Annotated in this window: 10 protein-coding genes; 4 read left to right on the forward strand and 6 right to left on the reverse strand. The window is 61.1% G+C overall.

Annotated features, from left to right (window positions below; translation table 11 throughout):
• Entirely contained in the window at positions 1-420 is a 420-nt protein-coding gene (locus JNK74_25320) for a DUF420 domain-containing protein (protein ID MBL7649511.1), read from the forward strand.
• Positions 421-682: 262 nt separating this feature from the next.
• Here JNK74_25320 and JNK74_25325 read toward each other — a convergent pair whose 3' ends face one another.
• The gene (locus JNK74_25325; protein ID MBL7649512.1) at positions 683-2,050 is read right to left on the reverse strand and encodes an FAD-dependent oxidoreductase; all 1,368 of its coding nucleotides are present in this window, start codon (positions 2,048-2,050) and stop codon (positions 683-685) included.
• A 746-nt stretch (positions 2,051-2,796) separates the two neighbouring features.
• Here JNK74_25325 and JNK74_25330 point away from each other — a divergent pair.
• Positions 2,797-6,759: a sigma-70 family RNA polymerase sigma factor gene (locus JNK74_25330; GenBank protein MBL7649513.1), complete on the forward strand. Its 3,963-nt coding sequence runs from the start codon at positions 2,797-2,799 to the stop codon at positions 6,757-6,759.
• On the opposite strand, the gene JNK74_25335 is transcribed toward JNK74_25330, so the two are convergent.
• Positions 6,742-7,038, reverse strand: coding sequence for a zf-TFIIB domain-containing protein (locus JNK74_25335; protein ID MBL7649514.1), 297 nt, complete (start codon positions 7,036-7,038; stop codon positions 6,742-6,744). The genes JNK74_25330 and JNK74_25335 overlap by 18 nt on opposite strands.
• A gap of 78 nt (positions 7,039-7,116) precedes the next feature.
• Positions 7,117-8,412 carry an exo-alpha-sialidase gene (locus JNK74_25340; protein ID MBL7649515.1) on the reverse strand — a complete coding sequence of 432 codons (1,296 nt, stop codon included), beginning with the start codon at positions 8,410-8,412 and terminating at the stop codon, positions 7,117-7,119.
• A 973-nt stretch (positions 8,413-9,385) separates the two neighbouring features.
• On the opposite strand from JNK74_25340, the gene JNK74_25345 reads away from it, so the two are divergent.
• On the forward strand, positions 9,386-10,702 hold the full coding sequence (locus JNK74_25345) for an amino acid permease (protein ID MBL7649516.1): 1,317 nt from the start codon (positions 9,386-9,388) through the stop codon (positions 10,700-10,702).
• 173 nt (positions 10,703-10,875) lie between these two features.
• On the opposite strand, the gene JNK74_25350 is transcribed toward JNK74_25345, so the two are convergent.
• Positions 10,876-11,646 carry a hypothetical protein gene (locus tag JNK74_25350; GenBank protein ID MBL7649517.1) on the reverse strand — a complete coding sequence of 257 codons (771 nt, stop codon included), beginning with the start codon at positions 11,644-11,646 and terminating at the stop codon, positions 10,876-10,878.
• A gap of 83 nt (positions 11,647-11,729) precedes the next feature.
• Complete coding sequence (locus JNK74_25355; protein ID MBL7649518.1) at positions 11,730-14,537, reverse strand: hypothetical protein; 2,808 nt, start codon at positions 14,535-14,537, stop codon at positions 11,730-11,732.
• A 489-nt stretch (positions 14,538-15,026) separates the two neighbouring features.
• Here JNK74_25355 and JNK74_25360 point away from each other — a divergent pair, with 489 nt between their 5' ends.
• Positions 15,027-15,878, forward strand: a complete 852-nt coding sequence (locus JNK74_25360) for a hypothetical protein (protein MBL7649519.1) — start codon at positions 15,027-15,029, stop codon at positions 15,876-15,878.
• Positions 15,879-16,110: 232 nt separating this feature from the next.
• On the opposite strand, the gene JNK74_25365 is transcribed toward JNK74_25360, so the two are convergent.
• A complete protein-coding gene (locus JNK74_25365) occupies positions 16,111-16,752 on the reverse strand; it encodes a DUF1080 domain-containing protein (protein ID MBL7649520.1) in 642 nt (213 codons plus the stop codon).
• Positions 16,753-17,049: the final 297 nt, after the last annotated feature.

Consider the following 17,049-nt stretch of genomic DNA (forward strand, 5'->3'; position numbering starts at 1 on the left):
ATGACTGTCGATCAACTCCCCGCCGTTAATGCCAGCCTGAACGGTCTGGCGACGGTGTTTCTCTTCGCAGGCTGGTGGGCCATCAAGGTCAAGCACAACGCGGCACTCCACCGCGCGCTCATGGGCGCGGCGCTGATCAGTTCCGCCGTGTTTCTTTCCTGCTACCTCTACTACCACTACAATGCCGGCGCCATGACAAAATTCGAGAAGGAAGGGGCCATCCGGCTGGTCTATTTCTCTATTCTGATCACCCACATTCCGCTTGCGGTGGCCATGGTGCCCTTTATTCTGGCCGCGGTCTGGTTCGCCCTCAAAGGCCAGTTCGACAAGCACAAGAAGCTCGTAAAGTGGGTCTGGCCGGTGTGGATGTACGTGTCTGTCACTGGCGTGCTGATCTACGTGATGCTTTATCAGATGTAGTGAGGGACGGACCCGCGCACGGAATCTCCAGAAGAGGTCGGTCGCTCGGGTTAAGCCGGTCTGACGCGACCAGGCGGCAGGTGTCTCAAGGCGCGGGCCTGTCCCCGTGGAGTAAGGGTCGTTCGCTTGAACGTTTCGAGTAGCTCTCCAACATCCACTGGGACATGCCGCCGCGTTCAGGGTTTTCACGCACGAATAGCAGTGAAGTTGACGCAGCAGGCCCCTGCCGCTTCCGACAGCGAACCTGCGGCGGTACGTCCCTTCAATCCAGCACGGCCAGCATTTCTTCGATGCGCGTGAAGCGTTCCCGGGGCTTGCCGACTGCGGCGCCCCGGGCTTGCTCGGCCGCGTCGATCTGCTGCCAGTCACTCAGCGAGACAAAGCGAACCTTTCGCGACGCCAGCAGCGCGGGAATCGCTTCCGATTCGCGGACGGGGCAGGGGGGTAGCGCCGCCAGATCTTCCAGAATCCGGTCCGCCGTGTCGTGGCTGTCCGGCTTGTTGGTGCCGATGATGCCCGTCGGTCCGCGCTTGATCCAGCCCGCCACGTAGAGCCCCGGTACGACGCCCTCGGGCCCCTTTACCCGGCCATCCACATTGGGAATCAGGCCCCGCTTCTCGTCGAAAGGAACGCCCGGCATGGGGATACCCCGGTAGCCGATGCTCCGGAAGACGAGATCGCAGGGAAGCGTCAAGGATTCGCCCGTTCCCTCGGCCCATTGCTTGAAAGGTTCGTTGCCTTCTAGCCGGTTTCTCCCCAGCACGATGGACCCGACCCGACCGTTTCCGGTGATTTCCAGGGGGCTCTCCAGGAAGCGAAAATACATCCGGCGCGCCACACCACGATCGGACAGGACGGCGAACTCGTTCAACAATTCCATATTGCGATGGACGCTGTTTTCCGCGAGCTCCGCCTCGCTGGTGGGGTTCAAAACGAGGCTCTCGGGCGAAACAACGGGCTGGCAGAGCGCCAGTTCGCCCATTTCCTTCAGCTCCATCGGCGTGAAAGCCGCCTGCGCCGGTCCGCGCCGTCCCACGAGATGGATCTCGCGGACTTTGCTTTCCGCCAGCGCGTCCAGCGCGTGGGCCGCAATATCGGTCGTCTTCAACTCATCCACGGACTTCGCCAGAATACGCGCGACGTCCATGGCTACGTTGCCCACGCCAATGACCACGGCGACCTCGCCAGACAGATCAAAAGTGCAGTCGCGGTAATCGGGATGACCGTTGTACCACCCTACGAACGACGTCGCGGTATAGCTGCCTTGCAGGTCTTCGCCCGGAATACCCAGCGAACGGTCCGTCTCCGCGCCATAGGCGAAGAGAACCGCATCGTAATGCTGTTGCAGCTCCGCCACTGAAATGTCCTGGCCGACCCGCACGTTGCCGAAAAAGCGGAAGCCTTCCCGGGCCGCGATTTTTTCATAGACCTTGGTTACATTCCGGATTTTTCCATGATCCGGCGCAACGCCGCCGCGCACCAGACCGAAAGGCGTGGGCAGGCGATCGAACATGTCGATGAGGCAGGGGTGCTCGGGTTTCAGGAGGTGTTCCGCGGCATAGAAGCCGCCGGGGCCACTGCCAACGATGGCAATTCGTGCGGGGATCTCAGGTGTGCCAAGTATCGTCATGAAAAAAGCTCTCCTCCCGGCGGGGTTCTCTCCAATGGTTCCCCGAGGCCCCTATCATGCGCACGAAAGGCCCCAAAAGGCAAGAAAGCCATATTGCGGATGTATCATTGCCTGAACTGAGAGGGACGCACGCGAGTAATGCACGGCTTAAATCCAAGCTAATCCGCCGGCTTTGCCGGTGAGAATTCATCAGGCTCCGCCGTTCGGTCGTCAATCTTTGTGACGATAATGGGGGAGGCTAACCGCCGTTGACAGTATATACTTCCGCCGTATTAGCTCCGAAGGAGCGGCATATCGTAGCCCAGGGGCGAGCGAAGCGAGTCCTGGGTAGGATAAGAAAACGCACTCAGCCCCAGCGGGGCGGCACAGGAATGCCTGGATCGCGTTTGCAGTCTCTCCTATGTCACCCCTTGCGGGATTAGTCAATTCTCGTTCCCTGTCCCAGGACTCGCTTCGCTCGCGCCCACCACGGCGGGTCTTCGACCTGGGCTACGATATGCCGTCCCTGCGGGACCAAAACCAACGTGACTTTACATTCAATCCACCGCGGCCCCTTTCAGGGGCCTTCCTCATACCACCGGTTCTACCGGTGGTTACTGATTGACAAGATTCACACCCGTATTGCCACTGGGCGTCCGATTCTCCCGAAATCCACGATTGCGGCGTCTATTGCTTCGTGCGCAACGCTTTGGCGCTTGAACAAGATGTAGAATAGAGGCGAGTTCTGAACGGGAGCGGAAATCTTAATGGGTGATGCGGAACTAATCAGGCGAATTCGGGCAGGGGAGACGGCACTTTTCTCTCATCTGGTGACCTCTTACGCCGGTCTGGTGTGGGCGACGTGTTCATCCTACATCGACAATCCGGTGGATCGGGAAGACGTCGTGCAGGAAATCTTCACGAAGTGCTTTCTGAATCTTGATTCGCTCAGGGACGTCTCTGTTTTCGGGGCCTGGCTTCATACTCTGGCGCGACGGCAATGCCTGGACTGGCTTCGCTCGCAAAAGCGTGCCCGCGCGGCGCTGGGGCGACTTCAACGTGAAATGGACACCGCACCCGAGCAGGTGCATAACCACGCGCGCGGCGATCTGCATCGTACCATTCGTGGATTAATCGTTGGTCTGCCCCCCAGGACGCGCGAGGCCATGCTCCTGCACTATGCTGAAGGCTACACGATGCTGGAGGGGGCCCGCATGCTCGGCACCTCGCCCGAAGCCTTCAAGAAGCGAATTCAGTACGGGAGGCGCATCCTTACGGAGCAATTGAGCGATGAGCTCGCACCGGCCCTCAGGGAAGAAAAGCACCGGGAAGGCCTTGCGCGCGCCGTCGTCGCGGGTGTGCCGCTGGGCCAGGCCCCGTGGCTGACGCGCGTCGCGACGCCAAGTGCCGCGCCCACGGTAGGTATCGGTCTCGCGGGGGGGACGATGAAGTACGCGGTCGTGATCGGGGGGCTCGTGATTCTCGCCGGGTTGATCACACTATCTGGGGTGATATTGCCGTCCAGCCAAACGGCGGCCCCGGTAATCCCTGCCAGCTCGACGCCCGTTACGGAACCGGTCGCAGACCCGAATACCGCCCCCATTGCATCTGGGGAACCCATTCCCACCGAATTCCAGGAGGTTGCGTTGGCAAATCCTGCCACGCCGCCAAACGGACCAGCCGTCGTGCGCGGCACGGTGCTCGATCAGTCGGGCCGGGTCGCCGCGAATGCGCAGGTGACACTCTTACCGAATCCCTACCTGCGATCTCAGAATGCAACCCAGCGATGGAGCATTGAAACAACAACAGACGAAGACGGCAGGTTCGTGTTTGACGGCCTCGAGCTCAGCCGCTATACCCTCATTGCACAGCGCGGCGACTGGGCGGGGCGCCAGCTTTTTTCACTCGGTGGCGTGTATGCGGATCTGGTCGTCTCGCTTGCACCCGGCGAATATGCATCGGGACAGGTTGTGGATGAGCAAGGGCAGCCCGTGGAAGGGGCAACCGTGAGCGTGGCGGAGTTCATCGCAAATGGCCGCTACGTATCCATAATGTACGATCTCGACTCCAGTGGGAGTGGCCATTCGACACATTTGTATGTCGCCGACGTTTATAACGCGATCACCGATAATGAAGGGCGGTTTATCCTTGGGCCTTTGCCGGGAGAGCGCTTTTCGTTGCGCACATCGCATTCGGGCTTTGCGGCGAATGTGAGTAATCCGCTGCCCATAGGTGCGAAGGACCTGCGTATCGTACTCGGCGAGGGGGGGCGGCTCACGGGCCGCACGGTCCGTGATGAAGATGGTGCGCCCGTCCCGGATGTGCCGCTGGTCCTGGTCGGTAACCAGCGTACAGAGGTTTATCAGACGCGCTCCGATGAGGCGGGTGGCTTTGCCATGAAGCATTTGCGAGAGGGTACCTACGAGGTAGTTACGGAACACGGCGAGGGCCGTGTTGTTGCGGCAACAGACGGACTGTTTGTCGAGGTTTCGGCGTCGGGCGAGGTGGCCTTCGTCGACGTGCCGCTCGTGGAGGGGGGCCGGGTGCGCGGACGGGTGATCGACGTGGGTCGGGGCAAGGCGATGGCGGGTGCTTGCCTGGAGATCATCTCTCGGGACCAGTTCGGGCTCGGAGACTGGAGCACACGCACGGATGAGTCGGGCTTCTATGAGTTTCGCGGGCTACGCCCAGGCCGATACGAGTTTACGTTGTGGGCCAATCCGAACCGCAATGAATATGAGACACGGCGCTCTCGTGACGCGATGCTGACGCTGGGCGGGCGAATCGATGCGTTGGATTTCTACGCGACTTCAACGGATTCAATCTCGGGCCGGGTGGTCAACCCGTCGGGTGAAGGTGTTGCCATAGCCTATGTCTATGCCCGGTGGCCCGAAGTAAAGAACGCTCAGGCCGTATCGCGAGCGGACGGCACATTTACGTTGGAGGGGATTCCATCGGGAACCGAAGTCATTCTAGAGGCTGAGTCAGGCGGGTTCGTTTCGGAGGCGCCTAGGAAGGTGGTGGCCGGTACGAAAGAGGAGGTACACGTGACGCTGGTGGAGGGAGGTGTCGTGGAAGGCGTGGTGCAAAAGGGCGGCGGCGCGGTACCCAATTCGGAGCAGCGAATCTTCATAGTCGGGGAAGGGCTCCCCACCTACGGCAAGTGGGCAGCATGCAGCCCCGCCGGACGCTTCCGAATCGGGGGCCTCCGGGGGGGGAACTACGCGATACGCGTCGGGGATGGACCTGCGCTCGATATACAGGTCAGGGCGGGTAGCGTGACATCGGGGCTCGTCCTGGAGAACGAAATAGACGGTGCGCCGGAGGCTTCACCGACAATCACCACGACCCAGCAAAGTGCCATCGCGCTCGCCGGCAACGTGACGGATCAAAGCGGCAATCCGGTGGCGGGTGTGGAAGTCGGGGTGGGCTATGAAAGCTCCGCCAATGTATTCACGGATGTGAGGGGAGACTTCGAGGTGCTTGGATTCCCAGGCAAAAGTCGCGAGATTCAGGATCTTTACCGATCTGGATTTCTTAAACGATCGAGTCGGGAACGTCTATCCTTCCCGTTTGGCACCAAGGGCATCGAACTTGTAATCGAACGTATGGGATGCGTAACGGGGCGTGTGGTGGATTCCGAGACCGGTGCGCCTGTTCCCGAATTCGAAATTGCCCTGGCGCTGGAAGGAGACGGGGACTTATTGACGGCGAAAGGGCAGTATGTAAAGTGGATCGCGGGAGGCAATCCGGCGGGGACTTTCCGGGCTGAGTTCAATCGCGATGAGACTTTTGCTGTCGTCTTATACGCCCGCGCACCAGGCTACGAGACGCTGTGCGAAAAAATCGGCGAACTTGGGCCCAATATTCAACTGGAAGACGTGACCATCACGCTGAAGCCCGGAGGGCAGGTTGAAGGACTGGTGACCGCGGCGGACGGGAAACCCGTGATTGGCGCGGAGATTTTCGCGGGGACTCTGGATCCCAGCGACATGTTGCATGGCGTGCAACCCATAGCCGTGAGTGGACCGGATGGGTACTATCTTATCGGGTCCATGCCGCCTGGCGGATGCATGGTGTCCGTTATGCACCCGAACTTTGAACAAGCGAAACTCTCCCTGTCCATAACGAAGAGCGGCGTCACGCGGAAGGATATTCGATTGGGACGCGGTGGCGTGATCTCGGGTGTCGTCACACGCGCAGGTGTTCCATTGACGGGAGGAGTTTTCTCTGTCAAAGTGGAAGAAGAATTTGCGCAACGGTCCTTTAATATCGATGCTCAGGGTAGATTCAGCGCCGGTGGCTTGCCTGGGGGAGTTTTACGCGTGCAAGTCGGCGGCTACGAGCAGGATGTGCAGCTCTCCGCCAACGAAACGCGGGTCATGGCGATTGAACTGCCCGAAGCGACAGGCCAGATCTCCGGCACGTTACTTTTCGATGGTGAGCTTCCCGACGAGCAGTCCATTTTCTGCCAAATAAGATTTCCCATGCTCGAGGGCACGTATAGCGTTTCCACCTGGGCGAGAAAAGGGGCCTATCTGCTCGAAGACATTCCGGCAGGCACCGGGGAAGTTCATGTGGTTGTCCATCTACTCGACGGAAGCGCCGAAAGGCGTATCCCTGTGGAGATTGCGGAGGGAGAATCACTGCAACTGGACATCGATCTGGCCGATACGGAACCCCCAGAGACCAATCCGTACCCGTCCGACCGCTCAATCGAAGTCGAATAACTCCCCCAGGAAGCCCCGTTTCTTCTTCTTCCGATAGTCCCCATGATAGCCGCCGGAATCGTGGTCAAAATCGCTCTCGTAGTCGCGCGGGCGTTCAAAGGCTTTCTGGCGCGGGCGCTGGGGTTCCATCGCCGGACTCTGGCTCAGGGAGCGCTCGATAATTTTGTCCAGCTCGCCCCGGTCCAGCCACACGCCGCGGCACTGGGGACAGTAATCAATCTCGATGCCCTGGCGCTCGGACATGACGAGGGCGACCTGATTGCATACGGGACAGTTCATGAGACGCGCTCCTCTCTGGCATCGGTACTGGATTAAATGGCGGCACTACCGCAAGCGCCGAAATCAGTATAGCATTCCTTATTCGGCCGGCGGCAACGGCAGGGGGCCGGGGTCCACCACGTTGCGCCCGTCGGAATCCACCGGCGCATCGCGCACCGCGCGGGTATCGTCCAGTGGCGCATCGCTCAGCGTCCAGCGGAGGAGGCCCGCATCGCGCGGCGACGGATTGGCCCCCGCCGCATCGGGCTCGCTTCGATAGCCTGTGCCGAAGGCCGTCAGTAGCGTTCCGTCCTGCAGTAGTACGGTGGACGTGGCCTGGCAACTTGCCCACCACTTGTTCTCGCCCAGGCGGTTGCCCCGCCAGGCGTGGAGTATGTAGCGATGGTCCAGATCCCAGGTGCGGCCGTTGTCCGCGCTCAAGATCGCCTCGATGCCAAACTGCGGGTAACCCTCCGCCGTATCCACATAGCCCTTGCGGACCACGTAGGTCATCAGGAGTCGGCCATCCGGCAACAGCACGAGGGAGGGATGGTGTCGGCCATAGTCGTAGAGCTTCTCCACCGCGCTCCAGGTCTGGCCATCGTCGCGGGAAATGGAAATGCCCAGGCCCTCAAAGTGATCGATCCATTCACCGGCCTTTGACGGCGGAATGTCGGTTCGGCAGGCCGCCACGAGTTCGCCGTTGGCGGCCCGCACCAGCGCCACCTCGCTGACTTCTTCCCATGCGGGCACTTTGATGCTCTCCGTCCACGTAGCCCCCCGATCATTGCTGAAGCGCAGATAGCCCTGCTGGTGATCCTTCGCCACCTCCGGGGCCCGGTGCCATGTGTAGCCCGTTTCGATCAGTCGCGTCACCGCGCCCGAAACGGGATCGCGATCCGCCCAGAGGGGGTCCCAGGTGTACCACGGCTTGCCATCCACCGTCGGCGCCACCACGGACCCCGCCGTCCACGTCTCGCCATAGTCCCGGCTAACCCAGCGGCGATCGCCGGTCAGGAACAACACCTCGCCCTCCCCCAGATAGGTCAGGCAGGTGCCGAGGCCGCCCACCGGAGCACCATCGGCCACCACACGTCGCGGTGCCGACCAGGTGTTTCCCCCATCGTCGCTGTGAAGCACCTCGGGGTGATGGGGGTAGTCACAACCCACCAGCATCAGCAGGCGCTGCTTTTCCGGCATGTGCACGATATAGGGCACCGCCACCACTCGCTTCCACGACTCGGAAACGATTTGGACCTTCGCGCCAACGGGAATGGGGCTCGCCGGGCCGTTGAGCAACTGTATGGTATGGTCCCGCCACTGCGCCGAACACGGTGCGGCGAGAAAAAGGGTGACCCAGCCGATCAGGCAGGCGCGCATGGCAAATGCATTCACTCAAAGACTCCCCGGGCGCTCCTTGAACGAAGCGCCGCAGTTGGGCTGATAGGAGACTGTTCCGACGAAACAGAACCTGATTCTAAGCCTCGTGTTGGTCGCAGTACAAAGGAGGGCGCGGACGCTCCGTCTCGGGCGCGGTCGCGGAATACTTTGAAGATCGGCCCAAGGCAGGACAGTCATTCATGAGGCTTCGCCTTACCCGTAGTGGTTGAAATCGTATCGGGTTCTACCCCCCCTACCCCCCCGCAAGCGGGGGGGACCAAGAGATTCACTTTGGTGAGTAGGTTTGCCTCCGCAAGTGGGGGGGACCAAGAGATTCACTTTGGTGAGTAGGTTTCCCCCCGCAAGCGGGGGGGACCAAGAGATTCACTGTGGTGAGTAGGTTTCCCCCCGCAAGCGGGGGGGGGCCAAGAGATTCACTTTGGTGAGTAGGTCTCCCGCCGCAAGCGGGGGGGACCAAGAGATTCACTTTAGTGAGTAGGTTTCCCCCCGCTTGCGGGGGGCCAGGGGGGTAAGCTCCCGGTTTGCCAAAGACATTTTCGGCTTTCTGATACCGCCATTCGTATATTTTCAGGACCGACGGCGCCGCTCGAATCGTGCCTGTCGGATTGTATAGGATACTGGAGCAGCGTTTGTCGGGGAGACTTTGCGCTGCTGGGACAGGGGTGGAGTGAAGCACGGGCACAGGGTCACGGTATCCGGTTCTTGAGGTAACGGGGACTTGCCTGTAGTGTGCCGCCCCGTGTCACCGCTTTCCAGACCCGCAGCCAGGCGACGGGTACATCGCCGCGCCGCCGAACAGCCTCAAGCCCTGGAACAACCGCATTGGGAACATAATCCGTTCCCCTGCTCGAAGAGAAAGGTCCGAAACGTGTCGACTGAGCCGCTGAGTGACGACGAGAATCCGAAGGCCGCGCATCATCCCCATCTTCACCGACGCTTCGGCTTAGTCCAGGCCACCGCGCTGAACATGTCCAACATGCTCGGCGCCGGTCCCTTCATCACAATCCCCCTGCTCATGTCGGCCATGGGCGGCGGGCCCCAGGCCATGCTGGGCTGGCTGGTGGCCGCGCTCATCTGTATCCCCGACGGCCTCGTCTGGAGTGAACTCGGCGCGGCCATGCCCGGCTCCGGCGGCACCTACGTCTATCTCCGCGAGGGCTTCGGCCGCGCGCGCTTCGGCCAGTTGATGGCCTTCCTCTTTCTCTGGCAATTCATCATCAGCGGCCCCCTCGAAATCGCCTCCGGCTACATCGGCTTCTCCCATTACCTCCACTATATCTGGACCGGCCTCACGCCCTTCCAGCTTAAGCTGCTTGCCGCCGCCGTGGGCGTGCTCAACATCGTCCTGCTGTATCGCCGCATCGCCTTCATCAGCAAGCTCACCGTTGCCCTCTGGATCGGCACGCTGATCACCACCATTACCGTCATCATCTCCGGCATTCCCCACTTCGACCCCAAGGTGGCCTTCGATTTTCCGCCCCACGCCTTTGAGCTCTCCGGCACCTTCTTCTTCGGCCTCGGCGCCGCCGCCCGCGTCGGTGTCTACGACTACCTGGGCTATTACGACATCTGCTACATCGGCGACGAAGTGCGCAACCCCGGCCGCGTCATCCCGCGCTCCATCATCTTCAGCCTCATCGCCGTGGCGCTGCTTTATTTCGCCATAAATCTTTCCGTCATCGGCGTGGTTCCCTGGCGCGAGTTCGTCCCCGCCCAGGCCGGCACCAATTCGGATTACATCGTTTCCATCTACATGGAGAAGATCCACGGCAAGCCCTTCGCCAAATTCTTCACCATCATGATTCTGTGGACCACCTTCGCGTCCCTTTTCGCCCTGCTCCTGGGCTACTCCCGCGTGCTCTACGCCGCCGCGAAAGACGGGGCCTTCTTCCGCGTCTTCGAGCGGCTCCACCCCACGAAAGACTTCCCCCACATCTCCCTGCTCCTCATCGGCGCCATCTCCTGCGCGGCCTGCTTCCTCTCGCTGGAAACCGTCATCGGCGCGCTCCTCACCAGCCGGATACTCGTCCAGTTCATCGGCCAGATCGGCGCACTCACCCTGCTCCGCCGACTCAAGCCCGACATGGAGCGCCCCTTCCGCATGTGGCTCTATCCCTTGCCCAGCCTGATCGCCTTTCTGGGTTGGAGTTTCCTCTTCGCCACCTCCGGCGGCAGTCTCATCGTGTACAGCCTCATCGGCCTTCTGGCGGGCGTGGGCGCCTTCCTGATCTGGACCGCCTCCACCGGGCGCTGGCCCTTTGCAAAGGCGGCGGAGGAGATGTAGAGAATTCCAACGTCCGGGCCCCGGAACGCTGAATTCCTAGATTGCCGAGTCCCGGTGAATGCGTCGCCGGGCTTCCTGCATCCGCCGGTCCACGTCAGCTGTGATCGGAACTGCGCTACGCGCCACACTCGCCCGAAGACGGATGATCGCGTGGGCCGTTGCTCCCGACCCGTTTACTCGCCGTCGTTCAGGATTCCCGGAGCTTCGCCGTGGACAGTGTCCAGATGGACCGCGCCCCGGTCCGCCACGTGGTAGCGCGCCGGGAGGCCCAGCGATTGTTCGAATTCCTGCGCCAGCGGCCGCAAGGCGGCAATCGTGGCGGCGAGGTTCTTCTCGGGCTCGTAGCGTTTATGGTGCAGGTCGAGCTCATCCGGGAGCAGTTGCAGCCAGCCGCGGGGCTGAAAGACCATGCGGGGCGAGGTGGAGGCTCCCTTGATGTAGAGGCCAATGGACACGTGGTCGGCAAAGCGCTCGCGCCGGGTTGCACCGCTTTCATCCCGGATCCGTCGCCATCCGGTGGTGCCGCCACTCTCCTGACGCAGTACGGCCATCAGGCGGGCCGGCTCTTCGACGGTGTAGATTTTTACGCGCCCGCCCGTTCGCGCGTAACGCATCTCCAGGGTCCCGTTGTCACGGCGTAGAACGGTACATGACCGAAACCGGTGGTTGTCCCAGGCATGGTAGCCGAGCGCTACCGCGCAGAGGAGTCCAAAGCCCGCGCCGAGGCCATGGACGCCCCAGGGCAACGATTCGCCCGCGCGGTGGAGCCCCAGGGCCAGGGCGGCATAGACGGCGAGGGGAAGCAGGGCAAGGAGCACAACGACGAGCGAGCCGAAATGCCGAAGCAAGGTCGGTATCTCCAAGGGCTCGAAACGAATCATGCCGTCATCGGCGAGTGCCCGATATCGGTTTACCTCTCCGGGGAGTTGTATGTCCTGCTGCATGCGCCGATCCTCCCACGCGGGCGAGTCCAGTGCCCGTCAAACTGTAAGGCCGTCGTAGTGCTTGTCTCGGGGCTGTGATGTTCCTACTTCGGCGGGGCGATCACGCCGTGGTATCGGCCCAGCCAGTAGGCGAGCATGTAGTGTACACCATCGCCGTCGCTCTTGCCCGCGTTGCCGGTCTTTGCGGCGTAGGGATCCATGTTCCAGCGCTCGAAGTGGCGTTCGTCCGCGGGCAGCAGTTCCAGCAGCACCTCGTTTCCGCCGCGATTCACGCGTGGGTCAAAGATGACGTCCGCACGGTGCGTATTGTCCATGCCCCAGTCGCGCCGATCCAGCGGCATCTCCCGCAGCGTCTGCACCGCGCCCTCCACATCGGCGTCGGCGGGATCGACACTTGCGTAGATCATGGCGAAGAGGCTGTTGTGCTCGTCGCGTTCGATGAGGGCCGTGCGGCGGATGGAGCGATGGACCGCATCGCGGATCACCGGGTCATACTCAAGTTGAAGGAAGGGATAGTAGGCAATGGCCGCGAGCTGGTCATCGGAATGGTTCAGTTCGTCGGGCCATAGCTTCTTCTGGAGCAGCAGGTTGCTCAGGTAGCCGTGATTCTGGATCAGATCGAGGTAGTGCTCCTGATATTTTTCGTCGCCGGTGATGTGGTGCGTAACCTGAAGGAAGGACAGCATCATCAGCGAGTAAATGCCGCTTTCCAGATAGTGCAGGTGGCGGCCGTTGAGCAGTTCCGGGTTCCACCAGCCCCACAAGGTGCGCTTACCGTTCCAGTCGATGATCTGGTAATTGTGATCGAGAATGTAATCGGTGACCTGGCGGATCTGGGCGTCAAGGCGCGCTTTCTCGACCGGATCGTTCTTCGCGATGTGCTCGTAATAGGTGTAGAAGGCAAAATAGTGGCCATCGATCTGATCACTCGAAACGTCGTCGCGCCACCAGTATTTCCCGTCCGCGGTCTCGTGCCAGTTTGGCTGTTCTTTGGCCTGGGGCACGTAGGGGTCGTCCGCCGCGATCACGGTTCGCGCCACGAGGCCCTTGATACCCGTCACGTTCTGCAGGAGGTACATGGCCTCCATGCTTTCCTTAGCGGCCTGCTTGTAGCGCTCCTCGCCGGTGAGGGCATAGGCCAGGGACATGGAGGTGATGTGGTAGGAGTTCCACAGGCCGTCGCTCGGCTGGGGGCCGCGTACGGGGTTCGTGCGGGCGAAGGGATCGTCGTGCGACGGAGGAGAGGGCATTCCCAGGCGCATCTTCCGTTCAAGCATATCCGCCAGCATGGCTTCCGCTTTGCCATACATGGTGCGCTCGACTTCGTTGATGGCGCACCAGCCCGCCTTGGTGTGGGCGAATACCGTTTTGCCGTCGGCGCTTAGGGACACCTCCGTCACATGGTCGTGGGGGAGATAGCGTTGTCCCGCGCGGTAGTACCACTGACGGCCTTCGGCGTAGGGTTGGTATTGGATCAGGCCCCGCGTGCTGCCGAGCCAGATCCGGTCCTGCCCGTCGATGGCGATGGCGGTAAGCTCTTCCCAGGGCAGTCCCTGACGGCCCCGAATGGCGGTCCACTTCCCGCCGCCGTTGCGCGAGCTCAGGCCCGCCGCCGTGGCGACCCAGAGGGTGCCTTTGGCGTCCACAACGATGCCCGCGATCCGGTTGGACAGGGGGCCGTCAACACCATAGGAGGGGTGGCGTGCGTAGACGCCATTCTCCGCGCTGAAAAGGCCATCCTCTGTGCCGACCCAGGTGAGCTTTCCCTGCTTCACGGCGGGGGTGGTGATGGTGACGTTGACCGCTTCGGCCTTTTCCGCAATGGCGGGGACCGGCGGGATGTCCGCAGGGGCCGGGGCCAGATCCGCGCGCACATGCTCCAGCACCGGCGTATCTTCGATGGGCAGGGTCACATCCGAGTCCGGCGTACTCAGGTGCACTTCCGAGGTGATCGGCGGCACCAGGCTCATCAGCGGGGGAACGGGGTTCAGGATGCTGTTTTTCCGAATGGCCAGCACGCGATCCGTCTCCCGACCAAAACCCGTGATGATCAGTTCTTCCTGCGTAACCTCCACCGTGGCATAAGACGACTGCTCCGTGTCCACCATGCCTTTGAAGGTCACATAGTGCACGCCATTCCGTTCGCCGTAGTGGCCCGCGTGGTTGTGGCCGTTGATCCACGCCTTCACGCAGGGGTACTCGTCGATGAGCGCCAGCATCTCCGCCGCATTCCAGAGGTTGTGCTGATTTTCGGGGAAGATGGGGAAGTGGGCCATGAGCACCACCGACTCCTGGCGCTTCGTGGCGTCGTCCAGCACGCCCCTGAGCCAGGCAATTTGCTCCGGGCCAATCGCACCGTTCCACTTGGGCGAGGTGAGCTTATTGTCCGCGTAGTACTTCTCGGCGGCGGCCTGCTCCGGGCTGCCCGCCGGGTAGGCGTGGAGGCTGATGTCGTTGCCGTCAAGCGCCACGAAGCGCCAGCCCTTCACGGAGAAGTCATAGTAGCGCGCGGGCATGTTGAGCCGGCGAAAAACTTCGGCTTTCTTGTCATCGGCCACGGAGAAGTCGTGATTACCCAGCACGTGATAGGCCGGCATCTTCAATTGCTGATAGATGGGTCCCACTACATCGAAGCTCTCCCAGTTCTTGTCGATGAAATCACCCAGATGGACCGTGAAATCCAAGTCGAGGGTGTTCAGGTGATCCACACAGGCCTGAAGTTTCGCGGGGGAATTGCGATAGAAGCGCACCCCACCCGTGTCCGCGTCACAATACTGGCAATCGGCGATAACACCGAGGGTAAAGGGCGTGGGGGTCTCGGAGTGGGCCCAGAGCGTGGGGGCGATGCAACAGGCCAAGGAGAGGATGCGGAGTAACAAACGTGTGGGCATGAATGACGATTCCTTCTGATTGGACGTCTGGTGCGCAAAGATTAATGGAGTTTAGCATATGGAGGATGAGGATTTGCCAGCGGGTTGGGGAGGGGGGACGCACAGGGACTGGCGCACGGGGCCAAAGCACACCGAGCGGCGGAACCCCAATTTCGAGAAAATCTTTACCAAACGCGGGAGCTTACCCCCCTGGCCCCCCGCAAGCGGGGGAATACTACTCACCCAAGGGCACCTCTTGGTCCTCCCCGCTTGCGGGGGGGTAGAACCCGGCACTATTTTCATCGTCTATAGGTGAGGCGAAGCCTCATGAAGGACGTCCCGTCGTTTGGGAAGTGCACGGGCCACGCTCGAACATACCCAGTCCGCGACAGGGCTGTCTCACGGTCCGGAGAGAAAGATCTTCCCACAGATTTACACAGATTCGCACAGATAAGAGGAGGGGATAACACAACTGGCAGTCACGATAATAGCGGAAGAAGCTCTGGAATCATGTTTATTATATCTGTAGAAATCTGTGTAGATCTGTGTGAAAACCTGAAGATGCGGTTAATCGCCGCTTGGCAATCTATTCGCGGCCAATCATTTGGTTGCGCGTCCGGTGTATCGACGCACTACAATGGACGACATCGGCGAAAGGAGCACGATACCATGGGTGGGTATCAATTGGATCCACAAAGTGTGGTTGGTCGCGTGCAGGCCAGTGGACTCCCCGCGCGGGTACCGACCCTCCGCGGGTCGCTGCTGCGCGGGGCGCTTGGTTTTATTCTGGTCAGCATCGCGGGCTTCGCGCCGTGGGCCGTGGCGGGCGGCTGGTTCTATCGACACATGGGCGAGGCGGGAATGTATATCGCGTGCGCGCTGGTGTTCATGGGGACGGCAGGTCTCTTGATGCATCGGCTGATCATCGGTCCGGGGTCTTTGATTCGGTTCTACCTTCTTTTTACGCCCGCCTTCGGCGTTTATTCTGTCGCGTGGATAGTGGGTTGGATGACCCTGCGGGGCCACCTCGGCGGCATCGTGGGATTGCTAGCGGGCACAGCCCTGATGGGCGTGATGATCGCCCAGGCGTTCGACGCACGGAGGCAAACGTTCAAGGTGATCGCGGCGCTTTTTGTGCTGAATTCGGCGGGCTACTTCTTCGGCGGCGTGGTCGAAGGCGCTTTGCTGCACATGGAGGGATTCCCTGGTTCCGACATGGCGCAGGCCATCGTCGCGAAGTCCTCCTGGGGTGTGTTCTATGGTGCCGGCCTCGGCGCGGGCTTGGGCTGGGCATTTTACCTGTGCCAGGGGAAGACGCGGGCGCTGCTCGAAGAGACGAACACGCGCCCACGATCAGGTTGATCGCAGTTACACCAAGTGCTCGAAGTGAATGCTTCCTGGGGACGTGATCACGAATACGCGTGCCTGTCCCCGCGGAAGTATCGGGGGCATTTGGATGAAAGTTCGCGTAATTGCATTACATCCACTGGGACATGCCGCCGCTTTGCCGTGAGTTGTGTCTCGTTGTGGTCATCGTATGGCCTTGGCTTACTTCGCTCAGTCTGGGCGCTCTTGCGGCGGTACGTCCCTGCGTCTACTTCGGCGCGGGCAATTTCCGAATGCGGATGTCCCTGTAGCTTGCCTCGGCGGGCTTTCCGCTGTGAATCTGCACGGCAATGATGCCGGTCTGCGGGATTCCGTTTTCTTCTTCCCTGTAGTCCACCGTCTGCACGCCATTGAGCCAGAGCTGGATCCGGTTGCCCTCGCAGCGGATGCGGTAGTCGTTCCAGTCGTCTTTCTTGAGCGTTTTCTCGATCAGCTCCGGTGCCGGTTGCTGGAGTACCCGTTTTCGCCGCGACTCGTCGTAGAGGCAGCCCCAGTAGTGCTGTCCCATGTCCGCCTGATAACCGATGACCTCGGTGTCGCTGGGAATGCGCTCGGTGCGGATCTGTATTCCGGCATTGGCGTCTTCGCCCACGAGCTTGACCTTGAGTTCGAGTTCGAAGTGGTCGTAGCGCTCCGTGGTGCAGAGGAAGTAGTTGCGGTCCAGCGCGGTCGAGAGGCTTCCAGCGACGATAGCACCGTCGTCAATGCGAAACTTGGTCAAGTCGCCCTCCCAGCCATCGAAGGTCGTGCCGTCGAAGAGGGATTTCCAGTCCGCGGGGGACTCGGCGGGGGTTCGAAACGGCGCAAGGCCGGTGAGGATCGCGAGGACAACTAGAAAAGGAAGTTTCATGGGGATGTCTCCGTGGTTCGGGTGTGGGGTCATGCTACAGGACGGGCGTGGCAGATTTCAGCAGGGAGGGGCATCCTTCTCGAATCTTTCTCCCTCATTCTGTTTTCTCCGTGCCTCTGTGTGCTCCGTGGTCAGCAAACTTCAGGTTCTTTTATCGGGGAAAATCGGTGAGAATCTGTGGGGAGCAATTGTTAGCTGCCGTCACGGGACGCTCGCTCCCCGCTGAGCTATCCCCAGTTTGGTGCAGCCTGTGCGGTGGCCAGTATTTTGAGTGCATCCACGGCGTCCGATATTTTC

Source organism: Candidatus Hydrogenedentota bacterium (assembly GCA_016791475.1).
Taxonomy (GTDB): Bacteria; Hydrogenedentota; Hydrogenedentia; order Hydrogenedentales; family JAEUWI01; genus JAEUWI01.

Coding starts and splice junctions, on each gene's coding strand:
- JNK74_25320 (MBL7649511.1), top strand. CDS start 1: ATGACTGTCGATCAACTCCCCGCCGTTAATGCCAGCCTGAACGGTCTG.
- JNK74_25325 (MBL7649512.1), bottom strand. CDS start 2,050: ATGACGATACTTGGCACACCTGAGATCCCCGCACGAATTGCCATCGTT.
- JNK74_25330 (MBL7649513.1), top strand. CDS start 2,797: ATGGGTGATGCGGAACTAATCAGGCGAATTCGGGCAGGGGAGACGGCA.
- JNK74_25335 (MBL7649514.1), bottom strand. CDS start 7,038: ATGAACTGTCCCGTATGCAATCAGGTCGCCCTCGTCATGTCCGAGCGC.
- JNK74_25345 (MBL7649516.1), top strand. CDS start 9,386: ATGTCCAACATGCTCGGCGCCGGTCCCTTCATCACAATCCCCCTGCTC.
- JNK74_25350 (MBL7649517.1), bottom strand. CDS start 11,646: ATGCAGCAGGACATACAACTCCCCGGAGAGGTAAACCGATATCGGGCA.
- JNK74_25355 (MBL7649518.1), bottom strand. CDS start 14,537: ATGCCCACACGTTTGTTACTCCGCATCCTCTCCTTGGCCTGTTGCATC.
- JNK74_25360 (MBL7649519.1), top strand. CDS start 15,027: ATGTTTATTATATCTGTAGAAATCTGTGTAGATCTGTGTGAAAACCTG.
- JNK74_25365 (MBL7649520.1), bottom strand. CDS start 16,752: ATGAAACTTCCTTTTCTAGTTGTCCTCGCGATCCTCACCGGCCTTGCG.